Here is a 17,762-nt window from a genome sequence, read left to right on the forward strand (position 1 = left end):
CGGACAACGACGATCCCTCGAACAGGTTACGGCTGGGTAATGCACCTCCGCACGTCGCGATCATCGGTTATGGACGCGGTCCGGTGTCGATCATGGACGATGCCGGTCAGACGCAGCCACCGGCGACCGACGGGAGGACCTGGATCTCGGACCCCGCACCGACCGGGGTCTCGACGCCGGCCTTCTCGCCGTCCACGAAGACGTTGACGTAGCGACGGACGACGCCCTGCTCGTCGCGGATGCGCCGGGCCAGCATCGGCCAGCGCTCGCCCACCTCGGCCAGCACCGCGCCGAGCGTGCCGGCGGCGGCGATCTCGAGCCGTGACGCGCCGCCGGCCTCGGCCCGCAGCACGCCCGGCACCAGCAGCACCGGCATCAGACCGGCACCGCCCGGACGGAGAGCACGTCGGGCAGGTGGGCGGCCACGGTCGTCCAGCTCTCGCCCTCGTCGTTGCTCGCGAAGACCTCGCCCGCCCGGGTGCCGAAGTAGACGCCGGCGCGATCGTGGTTGTCGGTGCACATCGCGTCGCGCAGCACGACCGGGTAATAGGGCCCGTCGGGCAGACCCTCGTGCTGCGGCTCCCACTTGTCACCGGCATCGGTCGAGCGGTAGACGCGGCAGCGCAGCTCGGTGGGATGGCGCTCGCTGTCGGCGATGAGCGGGAAGTTCCAGATCGTGCCGGGCCGGCTCGGGTGGGCGACGATCGGGAAGCCGAAGTCGGACGGGAGCGTGTCGGCGATCGACTGCCAGCTGTCGCCACCGTCGGACGAGCGGTAGACGCCATGGTGATTCTGCGCGTAGAGCCGATCGGGATCGCCGGCGTCCCGGGCCACCCGGTGCACGCACTGGCCGAACTCGGGCCACGGGTCGGGGAAGAAGTACGCCTTGATGCCCCGGTTGGCCGGCGACCAGGTCGCGCCGCCGTCGCCGGAGCGGTAGACACCGCCGGTCGACATGGCCACCAGCAGGCGGGACGGGTCGTCGGGGTGCGGCAGGATCGTGTGGATCGCCTGCCCGCCGAAGCCCGCGCCCCACTCGGTGCGGTGCGGGTGGTCCCACAGACCGCGGACCAGCTCGAACGAGCGCCCGCCGTCGGTGGAACGGAAGAGGGCGGACGGCTGGGAACCCGCATAGATCACGCCGGGCTCGGCGGCCGGGCCGGGCACGAGCTGCCAGACCCGCTCGATCGCCGCCCCCGCGTCCTGCGGGAAGGCGATCGGGGCCGACTCGGGCTCCCGCCAGGTGACGCCGAGGTCGTCGCTGACGGCGACGCTCGGGCCGAAGTGTGAGCTGTCGACGGCGGCCAGCAGGCGTGGGCGAGGGCCGCGGGTGTCCACGCCGATCGTGTAGACCGCCGTGCCGGGGAACTGAGCCGGGCCGACGTGCCAGGCCCGGCGTTCGTCGTCGCTGGAGGCCAGGAACAGGCCTTTCTGCGTTCCGATCGCGAGAAGCACTGTCATGGCCTTGAGTATGCGCGCCGGGTCCGACAGAAACGTCGCACAGACCGGGTGGGACAATGAACCGTGCCCAAGCCCGTCCTGCGCGTCCGCAAATCCGGCGCTCTCATGGTCGCCGCCGCGCTCGCGTTCGTCGGCGGCATCCCGCTCGCCGGCGCCCGGTGGGAGCTCACCCCGATCCTGCTCATCCCGGCCGTGTTCTTCCTGTGGGCCTGGCGCGCGGGCACCGACGTCTTCCCCGACGCGCTGCGCGTCCGCGCCCTCGTCGGCAGCACCAAGGTGCCGTGGCAACGGGTCACCGAGCTGGCCCCCGATCCGAGTGGCCAGATCTCCGCCCTGCTCGACAACGGCAACGTCATCCGGCTGACCGCCGTCACCACCGACAACCTGCCCGAGGTGCTGGCGGCCGGCGGGCAGCAGATCGGTCACTCCGACTGATCCTCCGGAGGCTTCTCAGCTGATCTCGCTACCCTGGGGTGCGTCGAGTCTCGAGGAGGTCGAGTGATCGTGCGTTCCCGCCGGGTCCGCGGCGCCGCGCTGGCGCTGGCCGCCGTGCTGGGGCTCGCCTCGGCATGCAGCTTCGGCCCGCCCGATCCCGATCAGCAGGGGGCGCCGCCCAACCTGCCGGCCCCGTCGTCCGACGAGTCGTCGGCCGGTCCCGACGATCCGGGTGGCGGCAGCCAGGAGGTCGCGGTCACCGTCCTGGCCAAAGACCTGGACGTGCCCTGGGGCATGGCGTTCCTGCCCGACGGCTCGGGCCTGGTCACCGAGCGCGACACCGGTCGCATCCTCAAGGTCGGGCCCGAGTCCGACGCGAAGGGGCTGGCCGTCACCGAGGCGCAGCGCCTGGCCGAGGTGCGGGCGTCCGGCGACGGCGGTCTGCTGGGCATCGCGGTCTCCCCTGACTACAAGACCGACAAGACCGTGTACGTGTACTACTCCACCGCCAAGGACAATCGTGTCGGCAAGCTGGTGCTGGGCGGCAAGCTCCAGCCGATCCTCACCGGCATCCCGCGCTCCGGCACCGTCAACGGCGGCGCGCTTGCTTTCGGTCCCGACGGCTTCCTGTACGCGGGCACCGCCGACGGCACGCCCACCGGCACCCAGGCGCAGAACCCGAAGAGCCTGGGCGGCAAGATCCTCCGGATGACCGTGGCCGGCAAGCCCGCCCCCGGCAACCCGGTGAAGGACAGCCTGGTCTGGAGCTCCGGCCACCGCAACGTCCAGGGCATCGCCTGGGACAAGACCAAGCGGATGTACGCGAGCGAGAGCGGCCAGACCAAGGCGGGCGAGCTCAACGTGATCGCCAAGGGCAAGAACTACGGCTGGCCACGCAGCGACGGCGCGGGCACCGACGCCAAGCTGACCAACCCGATGTTCAGCTGGACGACGGCCGAGTCGGGGTGCTCCGGCGTGGCCGTGCTCGAGCAGACGGTGGCCACCGCGTGCCAGCTCGGCCAGCGGGTCTACCTGCTCAACGTCACCGGCAACGGCACGGTGCTGGGCACCCCGCAGTCAGTGCTGACCGGCGAGTACGGCCGGTTGCGAGGGCTGGTCGCCGCGCCCGACGGGTCGCTGTGGGCCGGCACGTCGAACCAGGAGGACGGCGGCGACCCCGGCCCCGAGGACGACCGGATCATCCGACTGGTCTTCTCGGACGGCGGGGCGGGCCGGAGCTGACCGTGCCACGGTGGCAGGGCACACGGTTTGGCGTACGACGGGGCGGGGCAGGTGAGCCGGCGATGAGCGAACAGACGACCTGGCGGCGCCTCCTGTCGGCGGTCCGCCGTACCTCCGGCGCCGTCCGCCGCTCCTCCGGGGCCGTCCGCCGCAGCCGGTGGACGAGGCGTTCGCTGGTCGCCGCGATGATCGCCCTCGTCAGTGTGGGCGGAGCGGTCGTCGGCACGATGTTGTTCGCGCACGCCAACGTCGCCGTGGGGCCCTTCCGCGCCGAGATGTCGATCAGCCCGTCGGTGCTCGGCGGCACCGAGGTCGACCTGCCGCCGCTCGGGTCGCTGCACCTCGACAGCCACGACGGCCCGCTCCATCTCACGGTCAACCTGGCCGCGCTCGACCAGAACCGTACCGAGGCCCTGATCGACGACCCGACGGCGATCAGTTCGGCCGGCGAGAACGCGGTCGAGGACGTGCGCGACGGCGTCATCCGGCTGGGCGTGCGCACGCTCGCCATCGCGGTGCTCAGCGCTCTGGTGCTGAGCGCGCTGATCTTCCGGAACGTGCGCCGGGTCGCCGCCTCGGGCGTGACGGCCCTGCTGGTGACCGGTGGGAGTCTCGGGCTGGCGGCGACCACCCTGCGGCCCGACTCGATCGCCGAGCCTCGGTACGAGGGTCTGCTGGTCAACGCGCCCGCCGTGGTCGGCGACGCCCGCCGGATCGCCGACAACTACGGCCGCTACTCGGAGCAACTGCGGCAGATCGTCAGCAACGTGAGCCGGCTCTACACGACGGTGTCGTCGCTTCCCGTGTACGAGCCGGAGGCCAACACGACCCGCATCCTGCACGTCTCCGACCTGCACCTGAGCCCGTCGGCCTTCGGCCTGATCCGCACGGTGGTGCAGACGTTCGAGATTGACGCCGTGATCGACACCGGCGACCTGGTCGACTGGGGCAGCACCGCCGAGACCGGCTACGCCTCGTCGATCCCCTCGGTCGGAGTCCCGTACATCTGGGTCCGCGGCAACCACGACTCGGCCTCGATCCAGACCGCCGTGGCCCGCCAGCGCAACGCGATCGTGCTCGACAACAAGGTCACCACGGTGGACGGCCTGACCATCGCCGGCATCGGCGACCCGGAGTTCACACCGGACAAGAACGAGACCCCGGCGGCGAACGCGGACGACCCGGCGCAGTCACCGCTGCTGCGGGCCGGCAGCCAGTTGGCCGACACGGTCCGCGCCGCCGGCAAGCCGGTCGACATCGCGCTCGTCCACGACCCGGCGATGGCCCCGCCGCTCTCCGGCGTAGTGCCGCTGGTGCTGGCCGGGCACCGGCATCAGCGCGAGGTGACCCTGTTGCCGGCGCCGCAACCGGCGCCCTCGGTATCCCCGGCTCCCGCGCCGTCGGCCGGCGACGAGCCGCCGGTGGTCACGCGCCTCATGGTCGAGGGTTCCACGGGCGGCGCCGGGCTGCGCGGGCTCGAGAAGGAGGAGCCGACGCCGCTGAGCCTGTCGGTGCTCTACTTCGACGAGAACAGGCAGCTCAAGGCCTACGACGACATCCAGCTGGGCGGCACCGGCCAGTCCAACGTGGAGATGCAGCGCAACGTCGTCGGCGCCGAGCCGGAGGAGACGCCGTCACCCTCCAGCCCGGCAACCCCACAGTCCGAACCCAGCCGCTGACCCCGCGCCACCGGACCTGACGCTCAGGCGCCGTCAGCTCAGGCGCCGTCAGCTCAGGCGCCGTCAGCTCAGGCGCCGTCAGCTCAGGCGCCGTCAGCTCAGGCGCCGTCAGCTCAGGCGCCGTCAGCTCAGGCGCCGTCAGCGCAGGCTTTTCGGCTCAGGCGCCGTCAGCTCAGGCGCTCGAGGATCAGGTCGCGGACGGTCTTGGCGTCGGCCTGGCCGCGGGTGGTCTTCATGACCGCGCCGACGAGCGCGCCCGCGGCGGCGACCTTGCCGTCGCGGATCTTGGCGGCGATGTCGGGGTTGGCGGCGATCGCCTCGTCGACCGCGGCGGTCAGCGCGCCGGTGTCGGAGACGACCCCGAGACCGCGGGACGCCATGACGGCGGCCGGGTCACCCTCGCCGGCCACGACGCCCTCGAGCACCTGCCGGGCCAGCTTGTCGTTGAGCTTGCCGCCCTCGACGAGCTTCTGCAGCTCGGCGACCTGGGCCGGCGTCGCGCCGACGGCGGACAGGTCGACGCCGGTCTCGTTGGCCCGGCGGGCCAGCTCGCCCATCCACCACTTGCGCGCGCCCGCGGGCGAGGCGCCGGCCGCGATCGTCTCCTCGATCAGCTCGACGGCGCCCGCGTTGGCCACCGACTGCATGTCGATCGCGCTGATGCCCCAGTCCTCGGCCAGCCGGGCCCGCTTGACGCTCGGCCGCTCGGGCAGGGCGGCCTTGAGCTCGGCCACCCAGGCCTGGTCGGGCGCGATCGGCACCAGGTCGGGCTCGGGGAAGTAACGGTAGTCGGTCGCCGTCTCCTTGGAGCGGCCCGGCCGGGTGTCGCCGGTCGTCTCCTGGAAGTGGCGGGTCTCCTGGAAGATGCGGATGCCCTCGTCGAGCAGGCCCGACTGCCGGATGATCTCGGAGCGGACCGCGCGCTCGACCGAGCGGAGCGAGTTGACGTTCTTGGTCTCGGTGCGCGTGCCCCACTCCTCGCCGGGCTTGTTGAGCGAGGTGTTGACGTCGCAGCGCAGCGAGCCCTGCTCCATGCGCACGTCGGAGACGCCGAGCGAGCGGATGATGTCGCGCAGCTCGCTCACATAAGCCTTGGCCACCTCGGGCGCGAGCGCGCCGATGCCCGGCACCGGCTTGGTGACGATCTCGACCAGCGGAATGCCGGCCCGGTTGTAGTCGACCAGCGACTCGGTGGCGCCGTGGATGCGGCCCGTCGCACCACCGACGTGCAGCGACTTGCCGGTGTCCTCCTCGAGGTGCACCCGCTCGATGCCGATCCGGTACTGCTTGCCGTCGACCTCGACGTCCACGTAGCCCTCGACGCACAGCGGCTCGTCGTACTGCGAGGTCTGGAAGTTCTTCGGCATGTCGGGGTAGAAGTAGTTCTTCCGCGCCATGCGGCACCACGAAGCGATGTCGCAGTTGAGCGCGAGACCGATCCGGATGGTCGCCTCGATCGCCGCCCGGTTGGCCACCGGCAGCGCGCCCGGCAGGCCCAGGCAGACCGGGCAGACCTGAGTGTTCGGCTCGGCGCCGAACTCGGTGCGGCAGCCGCAGAACATCTTGGTGGCCGTGCCCAGCTCGACGTGCGTCTCCAGGCCGATGACCGGCTCGTAACGCGCGACGGCGTCCTCGTATGTGGGCAGCGCGGTGGTGGTCATGCGGTGAGCTCCCAGGCTATCTACTGACAGGGACCGTCTGTTCGGCGGAGATGAGTAACGGCGATCGGCGATTCGACAGGGTCCAGACTAGTGGGCCCCACCGACGGAATTCCGATGACCGACGCCCGGGGCCTGAGCCCCGGGCTTCGCACGTCAGAGGGCCGGCGGCGTGAGGGTTCCGACGGCGGACTCGAGCGCTGCCGCCACCCGGTACATCCGGTCGTCGGCCAGCGTCGGGGCCATCACCTGGAAGCCGACCGGCAACCCCTCGGAGAGCCCGCACGGCACCGAGATGGCCGGACCGCCGTACAGGTTGGTCGGGATCGTGAAGAGGTCGGCCAGATACATCTGGTACGGGTCCGAGGTGCGCGACCCGAACGGGAAAGCCACGAAGGGCGTGGTCGGCGACACCAGCACGTCGACCCGCTCGAACGCCGACTGGAAGTCCCGTGTGATCAGCGTGCGGACCTTCTGGGCCTGGCCGTAGTAGGCGTCGTAGTAGCCGCTGGACAGCGCGTAGGTGCCCAGGATGATGCGCCGCTTGACCTCCGGGCCGAACCCGGCCTCGCGGGTCAGCGACATGACTTCCTCGAGCGAGCGGTTGCCGTCGTCACCGACGCGCAGGCCGTAACGCACGCCGTCGAAGCGGGCCAGGTTGGACGACGCCTCGCTGGGGGCGATCAGATAGTAGGCGGGCAGCGCGTACTCGAAGTGGGGGCAGGAGACCTCGACGACCTCGGCGCCCAGCTTGACCAGCGCCTCGAGCCCCTCGTGGAACGCGCTCAGCACGCCCGGCTCCGACCCGTCGCCGGCGAACTCCTTGACCAGGCCCAGCTTGACCCCGCTCAGATCGCCGGAGGCGCCCAGCCGGGCCGCGCCGACCACGTCGGGCACCGGCTGCGGGATCGAGGTGGAGTCGCGCGGGTCGTGGCCGGCGATCACCGAGTGCAGCAGAGCCGCGTCCTCGACGTTGCGGGCGCACGGTCCTGGCGTGTCCAGCGACGACGAGAACGCGATCAGGCCGTAACGGGAAGTGCCGCCGTAGGTGGGCTTGGCGCCGACCGTGCCGGTGACCGCGCCCGGCTGGCGGATCGAGCCGCCGGTGTCGGTGCCGATGGCGAGCGGCGCCTCGTACGCGGCCAGAGCGGCGGCGCTGCCACCACCCGAGCCGCCCGGGATGCGCCCCAGGTCCCACGGGTTGTTCGTCGGCCCGTACGCGGAGTATTCGGTGGAGGAGCCCATCGCGAACTCGTCCATGTTGGTCTTGCCCAGCATGACCGTGCCGGCCGCGCGCAGCCGCTCGACGAGCGTCGCGTCGTAGGGCGGCCGCCAGCCCTCGAGAATCTTCGAGGCGGCCGTGGTCGGCACGCCCTTGGTGGCGATGACGTCCTTGACCGCGATCGGCACGCCGGCCAGCGGCCCGGTCACCTCGCCCTTGTCGACCCGCTCGGCGGCGGCGAGCGCGCCCTCACGGTCGACGTGCAGGAAAGCGTGCACCCGCTCGTCGACGGCGTCGATGCGGTCGAGGTGGGCGGTGGCGACCTCGACTGCCGAGGCCTCTTTGCCGGCGATCGCCTTGGCGAGCTGAGCCGCCGACATTTTCGTCAGGTCAGACACGGCGTCAGTCCTCCTCGTCCAGGATGCGCGGCACACGGAAGCGGCCCTCGAACGCGTCGGGGGCGCCGGACAGCGCCTCCTCCTGCGTGAGGCACGGCGTCGGCACGTCGTCGCGGTACACGTTGGTCAGCGGCACGGAGTGCGAGGTGGGCGGAATGTCGTCGGCGGCCACCTCGCCGATCCGGGCCACGGACTGCAAGATCACATCGAGCTGCCCCGCGAACCGGTCGAGTTCCTCCTCGGTCACGGCGAGCCGCGACAGGCGCGCCAGATGCGCGACCTCTTCGCGGGAGATGGCGGCCATCCTGCCCCTACTTTCTCGAATGCGACGCGGACCGGTGAAGTCTATTTCGCTCCCCGAACCACCCGACCGCCGGGACGCTCCAAGTCACCCCGGGCCCGGCTCGACGTCCCCCGACGCCCGACGCCCGACGCCCGACGCCCGACGCCCGACGCCCGACGCCCGACGCCCGACGCCCGACGCCCGACGCCCGACGCCCGACGCCCGACGCCCGACGCCCGACGCCCGACGCCCGACGCCCAGCGCCCAGCGCCCAGCGCCCAGCGCCCAGCGCCCAGCGCCCAGCGCCCAGCGCCCAGCGCCCAGCGCCCAGCGCCCAGCGCCCAGCGCCCAGCGCCCAGCGCCCAGCGAGAGTGTCGCTCGAATGGGGGAATTTATGTTTAATGCACGACTGAGGGCTTATGCCAATTTGATAACGGCAAAGATGTTTTGCGGTTAATCGCCCATGTGGATCTATCGTGGGAACGGTCGGTTTTTCGAGCCATGGTGGAGGTCGCATGGACGCCGCACGCCCCCGCAATACCGCGGCGAGCTCGGCGTCTTCCGCCCGCCGCGAGCCGGAGATCCGCCGGGCCGGCAACTGGGAGAGCTGCTCCGAGCAGACCGCTCATGACCAGGACGACTCTGCCCGCATCGACGGCCGGGACGGCTTCTCCACAGATCGCCCGGACCGCCAGGAAGGCGCTTCGGGCCGCATCGACAGTCAGGACGGCTTCTCCAAGCACTGGCCGAACCGCGAGGAACAGGCGGCCCGCAATCAGGGTGCCCTGGACTTCATCGACAGCCGCAACGGCCCGTACGAGGAGTGGGGAAACGGCTCGGAGGAATCGTCGGCCGATAGTCGGCGGTCAACCGTTTCCGAATTCTACGAGGGTTCCGAGTTCGACGATCTGACCTCGGAACGGGAACCTTCCGGCCGCGGGCGCAGCCGCTTCCGGCGCGGGACGGAAGGGCCCGGTCCCCGGCGGGACCCGCGACGCCGCCGGGCGCTTCTGGTCACCGGCGTGGCGGTGGCAGTGGTCGACGGAGCGTTGTGGGCGCTGCAGCACGGGACGTTCGCGGCGCTCCCCGGCGCGTACTGGTTGATGGGTTTTCTGGCCGTAGTCGTGGACGCGCGACCCTATGTGGTGGCCAACCGGCGGGCCAGTTCGGTCATTCTGCCGTCCATCTGCTTCACCTTCGCGATCGCGCTGGCCTGGGGCTACGGGCCGGCGCTGGCGGTGCAGCTGGTCGCCGTCGCGGTGGCCGGCATCCGGATGCGGCACACCGCGCCGCGCACGTTGCACCTGGCCGTGCAGCACGCGGTCGCTCTCGGCGCGGCCGCGATCGTCACGTCGCTGGTGTCGCTCCGGGTCGGGCCAGGACTCGACTGGGGTGACGCGCTGCTGACGGTGGCGGCGGCCGGCGCCTGGATCCTGGCCCGCTACGGGCTGGCGGCGGTCGTCGGGCGTGTGATGGCCGACCGGCCGGGGCCCCGCCTGCGGCGGCTTCAACGGCTGCGGCGATTGCGGCGGGCCGGCGTCGAGGTGCTCGGCACGGGCGCGTTGCTGCTGCTCGGGCCGGTCGTGCTGGCCACCGCCCAGGTCGGGCTGGCCTTCGTACCGCTGGTGTTGCTGGCGCTGCACGCGGTGCACCGGATGGTTCGTTCGGCCGGCGAGTTCGAGCGGGCCGCCCGGGTGGACGCCCTGACCGGCCTGCCCAACCGGCGCGCCCTGCACGCGGCCGTGCTGTCGCAGGCCAAGGGACGACGGCTGGCTCTGCTGGTCCTCGATCTGGACCGATTCCGTACGGTCAACGACGCGCTCGGCCACGGCGTCGGCGACCGCTTGCTCACCGAGGTCGGGCATCGCCTGGCCGAGGTCGTACCCGCGCACGATCTGGTCGTACGTCTGGGCGGCGACGAGTTCGCGGTGCTGGCCACCCGGGTCGACGGCCCACCGGCGGCCCGCCGCGTCGCCGACCACCTGGCCGAGGCGCTGAACAGCCCCTTCGCCCTCGACGGCGTGCCCGTCGACGTGAGCGCCTCGATCGGGATCGCCCTGCAGCGCGAGCCCGGCGGCGACGGCGCGACGCTGCTGCGAGAGGCCGAGGCCGCGATGTACGACGCCAAGCAGCGCGGCGACCAGGTCGCCTTCTACAGCCCCGAAGCCCCGCAGAACACACCGGACCGCCTGACGCTGCTGGCCGACCTGCGGCACGCGCTGAGCCGGGACTCGCCCGACGACGGGATCATGCTCTTCTACCAGCCACAGATCGCCATCGCGACGGGCGAGGTGGTCGGCGTGGAGGCGTTGCTCCGCTGGCGGCACCCGGAGCGCGGGCTGGTCGGCCCCGAGGAGCTGATCCGGGTGGCCGAGCCGACCCCGGTGATGCGCCTGCTGACCAGCCGGGTGCTGCACGAGGTGGTGGCCCAGCTGGCCGCGTGGCGCGACGCCGGCCGGCCGTTGCGCGCGGCCGTCAACGTGAGCGTGCGCGACCTGCACGCCAGCGACATCGCCGACTGGGTGGACGGTCTGCTGCGGGAGTACGACGTCCCGCCCGAACTGCTCCAGCTGGAGATCACCGAAAGCGCCCTGATGGCCGACCCGCACCGGGTGCTCAGCACGATCACCCGCCTGGACCGGATGGGCATCGCCATCTCGCTGGACGATTTCGGCACCGGTTACTCGTCCCTGCAACACCTGCGCCGCCTGCCGCTGGCCGAGGTGAAGATCGACCGGTCCTTCGTGCTGGGCATGGCAGCCGACCGGGGCGACGCCGCCATCGTGCGCTCGGTGATCGACCTGGCCGAGGCTCTGGGCCTGCGAGCCGTGGCCGAGGGCGTGGAGGACGAACGAACCTGGCGCCTGCTAGCCGAAGCCGGCTGCCACGCGGCCCAGGGATGGTTCCACGCCCGCCCCATGCCGGCCCCCGACCTGGCCGACTGGCTGAGCCGCTATCGCCCCGTGCGCCCCGCCGCTCTCCGCTAGACGCCGTCAGCGGCCCCAACAGCGCCCGCCAACCAACCCTCGGCCGCCGGCCGCGCGGTCGCCCTGAAACCATCGCCACGCGCGCGTTCAGCAGTGCCGCCGGCGTTCCGTCAGACGTCGCCAGCAACTCCGGCGGCACTCGCAACCACCGCCGATCACGAGGCGCCCCAGCACATACCGCACCGCCCCGACGGCGGGCCGCCCCAGGAGATATCGCCACCGCCCCGGCCGCGAGCGACCCCAAAAGCAATCGCCACCGCCCCGGCCGCGAGCGACCCCAGAAGCAATCGCCACGCGCCCGGTGCCGGCGGTGGGCCGCCTTCGGACTCGGTCGTCAGCCGGCCTCCGGGGCGAACTCGGCGACCTCGCGGGCGGCGTCGGGGCCGTCGGACAGCAGGACGTCGAAGCCCTGCTCGTCGAGGACCGGGACCTTGAGCGACAGGGCCTTGTCGTATTTGCTGCCGGGGTTGTCGCCGACCACGACGAAGGCCGTCTTCTTGGAGACGGAGCCGCTCACTTTGCCGCCGCGGGACGTCACGGCCTCGGTGGCCTGATCGCGGGAGTACGAAGCGAGCGTGCCGGTGACCACGAGCGTGAGGCCCTCGAGCGGGCGTGGGCCCTCGTCGCCTCGCTCGTCGGCCATGCGGACGCCGGACTCGCGCCACTTGCGGACGATGTCGCGATGCCAGTCGACGGCGAACCACTCGCGCAAGCTCTCCGCGATGGTGGGGCCGACGCCCTCGACGGTCGACAAGACGTCGGGCGCGGCCTTGGGCTTTTTGCCGGCCTTGCCGGCCGCGTCGTCACCCTCGGCCGCTGCAACGGAATCCCCGTCAGCGCCGCCAACCGAGTCCCCGTCGACACCGGCCGGGGCACCGCCGTCGACACCGGCAGAGGAGTCGGCGCCGGCAATGGCAGCGCCGTCAGGGCCGGGAACGGGAGCGGATGCGGCGGCATCCGGGCCGCTGGAGGTGGTGTCTGTGGACGGCTTGGTCGCGGCCGCCGCCAGGACGTCGGCGGCGGTCGAGGCGACCGAGCTGTCGAGGGCGGCGGCACCGACCGCGGCGGCCTCCTCGGCGCTGCCGGGCGGGGCGGCGACGATGGCCTCGATGGCCTCCATCGAGCCGAACTGGCGGGCCAGTGCCTGCGCGGCGGTCGGGCCGACGTGGCGGATCGACAGCGCGACCAGCACCCGCCACAGCGGGCGGTCCTTGGCGCCGGCCAGGTTTTCCAGCAGTTTGACGGCGTTGGTGCCCAGGGTGCCGTCCTGGTTGACGAAGAACGGGGACTGGCTCAGCTGATCCTCGGTCAGCGCGAACAGGTCGCCCTCGTCGCTGATCACGCCGGAGTCGAGCAGTGCCTGGGCGGCCTTGTAGCCCAGCATCTCGATGTCGAACGCCCCGCGGCCGGCCAGGTGGAACACCCGCTCGCGCAGCTGTGCCGGGCACGACCGTGTGTTGGGGCAGCGGATGTCGATGTCGCTCTCTTTCGCCGGCGCCAGCTCGGTGCCGCAGGCCGGGCAGTGCGTCGGCATCACGAACGGGCGGGCGTCGTCGGGCCGCAGGTCGATGACCGGGCCGAGCACCTCGGGGATGACGTCGCCGGCCTTGCGGAGCACGACCGTGTCGCCGATCCACACGCCCTTGCGCTCGACCTCGCGCGCGTTGTGCAGCGTGGCCAGCGCGACCGTCGACCCGGCGACCTTGACCGGCTCGAGCACCGCGAACGGCGTGACCCGGCCGGTGCGGCCGACGTTGACGTCGATGTCGAGGAGCTTGGTGGTGACCTCCTCGGGCGGGTATTTGAAGGCGATCGCCCAGCGCGGCGCCCGCGACGTCGAGCCCAGCCGGCCCTGGATCGCGACCGAGTCGACCTTGATCACCACGCCGTCGATCTCGTGCTCGACGTCGTGGCGGTGCTCGCCGTAATACGCGATGTAGTCCCGGACGCCGGCGATGTCGTCCACCAGTTTCCACCGGGGGCTGGTCGGCAGGCCCCACGCTTGCAGCGCCTCGTAGGCGTGCGACTGGGAGGTCGGCGTGAACCCGCGACGGGCGCCGATGCCGTGCACGACCATGCGCAGCCCGCGCGAGGCGGTGACGCGGGGGTCCTTTTGCCGCAGGCTGCCGGCGGCCGCGTTGCGCGGGTTGGCGAACGGGGCCTTGCCCTGCTCGACCAGCGACGCGTTGAGGTCGGCGAACGCGGACACCGGGAAGTAGATCTCGCCGCGCACCTCGAGCAGCTCGGGCAGATCGTCGCCCTGCAACCGCTCGGGGATCTCGCGGATCGTGCGCACGTTGGACGTCACGTCCTCGCCCGTCCGGCCGTCGCCGCGGGTGGCGCCGCGGACGAGCCGGCCCTTCTCGTACGTCAGGTTGATCGCCAGGCCGTCGACCTTGAGCTCGCAGATGAATTCGACCGGACCGCCCGCGTCGCGCAGCGTGCGCTCGACCCAGCCGCCGAGCTCCTCGTCGTCGAAGACGTTGTCGAGCGAGAGCATGCGCTCGGCGTGCTCGACCGAGGTGAACAGGGTGGAGAAGGTGCCGCCGACATTTTGCGTCGGGGAGTCGGGCGTCCGCAGCGCGGGGAACTCCTCCTCGATCGCCTCGAGCTCGCGCAGCAGCTTGTCGAAGTCGGCGTCGGCGATCGTGGGCGAGTCGAGGACGTAGTAGCGGTATTGGTGACCGCTCACCTCGTCGCTCAGCTCGGCGTGCCGCTGGCTCGCCTCGGGCGTCGGATCCTTGCCGGCGGCGGCAATCTGCTCAGCACTGGGCTCAACGACACTGGGCTCAACACCAGCAGCACTGAGCTCAGCATCGGCAACACTGGGCTCAGCATCGGCAGCACTGGGCTCAACACCAGCAGCACTGAGCTCAGCATCGGCGATCTGCTGGGACTCCGCCTTCTTGGGCACCGGAACCTCCGTGTTCGAGAACTAGGAGGAACGGTAGTCGCCACCTCTGACATTTTCGGCCCGGCACGACGACCGGGGCAGCCGCCGACGAAAAGGGCAGCCGAGCAGGCGCAGGAGGGCTCAGACCTCGGACAACCGCCGGGCGGCCTCACGGCACGCCGTCAGCACGGCCCGGGCGTCATCCGGGGAGGCGCCGGCCAGCCCGCAGGCCGGAGTGATGACCACCTGCCGCGGCAACTGGGCCGCGGGGAAGGCGAGCCGCTTCCACAGCGTCGACACCCGGGAGGCCACCGCCTTGGCGTCGATGCCCCGGGCCGGCAGCGTCGTGGGCGCGGCCCCGGCGAACAGCCCCAGCCGGGCCTCGAGGGCCTCACCCAGCGGGTCGAGGTCTTTGATCAGCGACAGGTCGAGCGCGACGGCCGCCGCCCGGGCGGCGCGGAAGACGCCGAGGGGCACGTCGGAAGCGCAGCAGTGCGCGATGACGGGAACGCCTACCGCCTCGGCGATCACGCGCAGGGCCGAGGCCGCGTCGGGCTCGGGAATCGCCCGATAGGCGCTCAGCCCGCTCTCGGTCGGCACCCGCCCGGCCAGCACCGCCGGCAGCGACGGCTCGTCGATCTGCAGCAGCACCTCGGCCCGGGGCAGCCGCTTGCGCACCTCGTCGACGTGCCGCCGCAGACCCTCGGCCAGCGAGTCGGTCAGGTCGCGGACCGCGCCCGGGTCGCGCAGCAGCCCGCCGCCGATCTGCCGGTCGATGCTCGCGGCCAGGGTCCACGGACCGGCCGACTGCAGCTTGAGCGGGCCGGCATAGCGGTCGCCCTGCTCGGTGAGCTGGTCGAGATCGCGTTCGAGCAGGTCGGCCGTGCGCCGCAGATCCTTGCCGGGACGCGGCGCGACCTGCCAGCGCCCGGCGTAGACCTGCACCGGCAGGTCGACCAGGAAGCCCGCGCTGCGGCCGATGAGGTCGGCGCCCGGCCCGCGCGCGGGCAGCTCGACCAGGTGGGGCAGGTCGGGCAGCTCGCCGAAGACGACGCGCTGGGCCTCGGCCACATCGGTGCCGGGCAGCGACCCGACGCCCGTGGCCGAGCCGGGCGTCCACGGGAAGTCAGGCACGCGCCGCCGCCAGAGTCTCGGAGGCCACGCCGGCCGCGATGGTGGCCGAGCCGAGCACGATGTCGCCGTCGGCCGAACGCTGGTAGGCCACGATCGCCTGACCGGCCGCGACGCCCCGGGCGGGCGACCGCAGCCGGGCGGTCAGCGCGCCGTCCTCGACGGTCACCACCGCGGGCACGACCTCGCCGTGGGCCCGAAGCTGCACGTCGCACTCGACCGGAGTGGGAGCACCGTGCCAGATCGTGCGCTCGGCGGTCACCGTGTCGACCTCGAGATCCTCGCGGGGGCCGACGGTCACCGTGTTGGTCACCGGGGTGATCGACAACACGTAGCGCGGACGGCCGTCGGCCGCCGGCACGCGCAGATCGAGGCCCTTGCGCTGGCCCACCGTGTAGCCGTACGCGCCGTTGTGGCGGCCGAGCCGCTCGCCGGTGCGCCCGTCGACGATGTCGCCCGGCGCGTCGCCCAGCCGGCGCTGCAGGAAGCCCTGGGTGTCGCCGTCGGCGATGAAACAGATGTCGTGGGAGTCGGGCTTGTCGGCGACGGCCAGGCCGCGGCGGGCCGCCTCCTCACGCACCTGGGCCTTCGTCGAGTCGCCGAGCGGGAACACGGCCCGGTCGAGCTGCGATCGGGTGAGCACGGCCAGAACGTACGACTGGTCCTTGCCGTCGTCGACGCTGCGGCGCAGCAGGCCGTCGTCGCCCAGGCGCGCGTGATGGCCGGTGACCACCGCGTCGAAGCCCAGCGCGACGGCCCGGTCGAGCACCGCCTCGAACTTGATCTTCTCGTTGCAGCGCAGGCACGGGTTGGGCGTGCGGCCGGCCGCGTACTCCGCCACGAAGTCGTCGACGACGTTGGCGTGGAACTGCTCGGCCATGTCCCAGACGTAGAAGGGGATGCCGATCACGTCGGCGGCCCGGCGCGCGTCGCGGGAGTCTTCCAGCGTGCAGCAGCCTCGTGCCCCGGTGCGATAGGTCTGGGGGTTACGCGCCAGCGCCAGATGCACCCCGGTGACGTCGTGGCCGGCGTCGTGGGCGCGCGCGGCGGCGACGGCGGAATCGACCCCGCCCGACATAGCCGCAAGAACTCGCATGCCGACAAGACTATCCGGGCGGCCGCGAGAACCGGACGGCCCGGCCGCCGCCTGTGGACAACCGGTGGACAGCGTCAGCGAGGCGTCTTCCAGGCGGTGGCCCGGCGGGCCCGCTCGACCGCGCCGGGCAGGGCGGCCAGCAGCGCGTCGACGTCGGCCCGGGTGCTGGTGTGGCCGAGGGTGAACCGCAGCGAGGAGCGGGCGCGGTCGTCGTCGGCGCCCATCGCGATCAGCACGTGGCTGGGCTGGGCCACGCCGGCCGAGCAGGCCGATCCGGTCGAGCAGTGGACCCCCTGCGCGTCCAGCAGCAACAGCAGCGCGTCGCCCTCGCAGCCGGGGAAGCTGAAGTGGGCGTTGCCGGGCAGCCGATCGACCGGGTCGCCGTTGAGGATCGCGTCGGGCACCGCGGCGCGGACCCGGGCCACGAGCTCGTCCCGCAGGTCGCCGACCCGGCGGGCGTACTCGGCCTGGCTCTTGACCGTCGTCTCGACGGCCGCGGCGAACGCGGCCACGCCGGCCGTGTCGAGGGTGCCGGAGCGGACGTCACGCTCCTGGCCACCGCCGTGCAGCAACGGGACGCAATTCACATCGCGGCCGAGCAGCAGCGCGCCCACCCCGACCGGCCCGCCGACCTTGTGCCCGGTGATCGTCATGGCCGCGGCGCCGGTGGCCGCGAAGTCGACCGGCACCTGCCCGATGGCCTGCACGGCATCGGTGTGCAGGGGGATGCCCGCCTGGGCGGCGATCCGGGCCAGCTCGGCCACCGGCTGCACCGTGCCGACCTCGTTGTTGGCCCACTGCACGCTGATGACGGCGATCTCGTCCGCGTACGCCGTCAGAAGCTCGGCCAGCGAGGCCGGGTCCACCCGGCCGGCGTCGTCGACCGGCAGCCAGCTCAGCTGGGCGCCCTCGTGCGTGCCGAGCCACTCGGCCGCGTCCATCACGGCGTGGTGCTCGACCGCCGACGCGACCACGCGGCCGCGGCTCAGCGAACCGGCCCGTCGCGCCCAGAAGATGCCCTTGACCGCGAGGTTGTCGCTTTCGGTGCCGCCGCTGGTGAAGATCACCTCGGAGGGACGGGCGCCGAGGACCGCCGCGATGCGCTCGCGCGACTCCTCGACCAGACGCCGGGCACGCCGTCCGGCGGCGTGCAGGGACGACGGGTTACCGACCTCGCGGGCCGCCGCCACATATGCCGCCAGGGCCTCGTCGAGCATCGGCGTGGTCGCGGCGTGATCCAAGTAGGCCATCAGGAACCAAGCTTATGCCTCGTTCCG

The 17,762-nt window shown here is 72.3% G+C and carries 13 protein-coding genes; 4 read left to right on the plus strand and 9 right to left on the minus strand.

Annotated elements, in window-relative coordinates:
- Window positions 1–106 precede the first annotated feature (106 nt).
- Window positions 107–376 (minus strand): MoaD/ThiS family protein, encoded by a 270-nt coding sequence (locus HJC40_RS15880; RefSeq protein ID WP_250001850.1) that lies wholly within the window; start codon window positions 374–376, stop codon window positions 107–109.
- Complete coding sequence (locus tag HJC40_RS15885) at window positions 376–1,461, minus strand: sialidase family protein (RefSeq protein WP_250001851.1); 1,086 nt, start codon at window positions 1,459–1,461, stop codon at window positions 376–378. The genes HJC40_RS15880 and HJC40_RS15885 overlap by 1 nt, the downstream gene beginning before the upstream one ends.
- A gap of 63 nt (window positions 1,462–1,524) precedes the next feature.
- Between HJC40_RS15885 and HJC40_RS15890 the strand changes: the two genes are divergently transcribed.
- The 3 genes from HJC40_RS15890 (at window position 1,525) to HJC40_RS15900 (ending at window position 4,817) form a co-directional block, all read left to right on the plus strand.
- Entirely contained in the window at window positions 1,525–1,896 is a 372-nt protein-coding gene (locus HJC40_RS15890) for a PH domain-containing protein (protein ID WP_250001852.1), read from the plus strand.
- 63 nt (window positions 1,897–1,959) lie between these two features.
- Window positions 1,960–3,138, plus strand: coding sequence for a PQQ-dependent sugar dehydrogenase (locus HJC40_RS15895; protein ID WP_250001853.1), 1,179 nt, complete (start codon window positions 1,960–1,962; stop codon window positions 3,136–3,138).
- 62 nt (window positions 3,139–3,200) lie between these two features.
- Window positions 3,201–4,817: a metallophosphoesterase gene (locus HJC40_RS15900; RefSeq protein WP_250001854.1), complete on the plus strand. Its 1,617-nt coding sequence runs from the start codon at window positions 3,201–3,203 to the stop codon at window positions 4,815–4,817.
- A 167-nt stretch (window positions 4,818–4,984) separates the two neighbouring features.
- On the opposite strand, the gene gatB is transcribed toward HJC40_RS15900, so the two are convergent.
- The 3 genes from gatB to gatC form a co-directional block, all read right to left on the minus strand.
- Window positions 4,985–6,478 (minus strand): Asp-tRNA(Asn)/Glu-tRNA(Gln) amidotransferase subunit GatB, encoded by a 1,494-nt coding sequence (gatB, locus tag HJC40_RS15905; protein WP_250001855.1) that lies wholly within the window; start codon window positions 6,476–6,478, stop codon window positions 4,985–4,987.
- A 153-nt stretch (window positions 6,479–6,631) separates the two neighbouring features.
- Window positions 6,632–8,095 (minus strand): Asp-tRNA(Asn)/Glu-tRNA(Gln) amidotransferase subunit GatA, encoded by a 1,464-nt coding sequence (gene gatA, locus HJC40_RS15910; RefSeq protein ID WP_250001856.1) that lies wholly within the window; start codon window positions 8,093–8,095, stop codon window positions 6,632–6,634.
- A 4-nt stretch (window positions 8,096–8,099) separates the two neighbouring features.
- Window positions 8,100–8,399, minus strand: coding sequence for an Asp-tRNA(Asn)/Glu-tRNA(Gln) amidotransferase subunit GatC (gene gatC, locus HJC40_RS15915; protein WP_250001857.1), 300 nt, complete (start codon window positions 8,397–8,399; stop codon window positions 8,100–8,102).
- A gap of 494 nt (window positions 8,400–8,893) precedes the next feature.
- Here gatC and HJC40_RS15920 point away from each other — a divergent pair, with 494 nt between their 5' ends.
- Window positions 8,894–11,365 (plus strand): putative bifunctional diguanylate cyclase/phosphodiesterase, encoded by a 2,472-nt coding sequence (locus HJC40_RS15920; protein ID WP_374271898.1) that lies wholly within the window; start codon window positions 8,894–8,896, stop codon window positions 11,363–11,365.
- A gap of 334 nt (window positions 11,366–11,699) precedes the next feature.
- Here HJC40_RS15920 and ligA read toward each other — a convergent pair whose 3' ends face one another.
- The 4 genes from ligA to HJC40_RS15940 all read right to left on the minus strand — a co-directional run bounded on the left by ligA (window position 11,700) and on the right by HJC40_RS15940 (window position 17,735).
- Window positions 11,700–14,279 carry an NAD-dependent DNA ligase LigA gene (ligA, locus tag HJC40_RS15925; protein ID WP_374271900.1) on the minus strand — a complete coding sequence of 860 codons (2,580 nt, stop codon included), beginning with the start codon at window positions 14,277–14,279 and terminating at the stop codon, window positions 11,700–11,702.
- Between the two features lie 120 nt (window positions 14,280–14,399).
- On the minus strand, window positions 14,400–15,392 hold the full coding sequence (locus tag HJC40_RS15930) for a methionine synthase (protein WP_250001858.1): 993 nt from the start codon (window positions 15,390–15,392) through the stop codon (window positions 14,400–14,402).
- The gene (mnmA, locus tag HJC40_RS15935; RefSeq protein WP_250001859.1) at window positions 15,385–16,485 is read right to left on the minus strand and encodes a tRNA 2-thiouridine(34) synthase MnmA; all 1,101 of its coding nucleotides are present in this window, start codon (window positions 16,483–16,485) and stop codon (window positions 15,385–15,387) included. The genes HJC40_RS15930 and mnmA overlap by 8 nt, the downstream gene beginning before the upstream one ends.
- Window positions 16,486–16,559: 74 nt before the next feature.
- Entirely contained in the window at window positions 16,560–17,735 is a 1,176-nt protein-coding gene (locus HJC40_RS15940; RefSeq protein WP_250001860.1) for a cysteine desulfurase family protein, read from the minus strand.
- Between the last annotated feature and the right edge of the window lie 27 nt (window positions 17,736–17,762).

This window comes from Actinoplanes sp. M2I2 (assembly GCF_023544445.1).
Classification (GTDB): domain Bacteria; phylum Actinomycetota; class Actinomycetes; order Mycobacteriales; family Micromonosporaceae; genus Actinoplanes.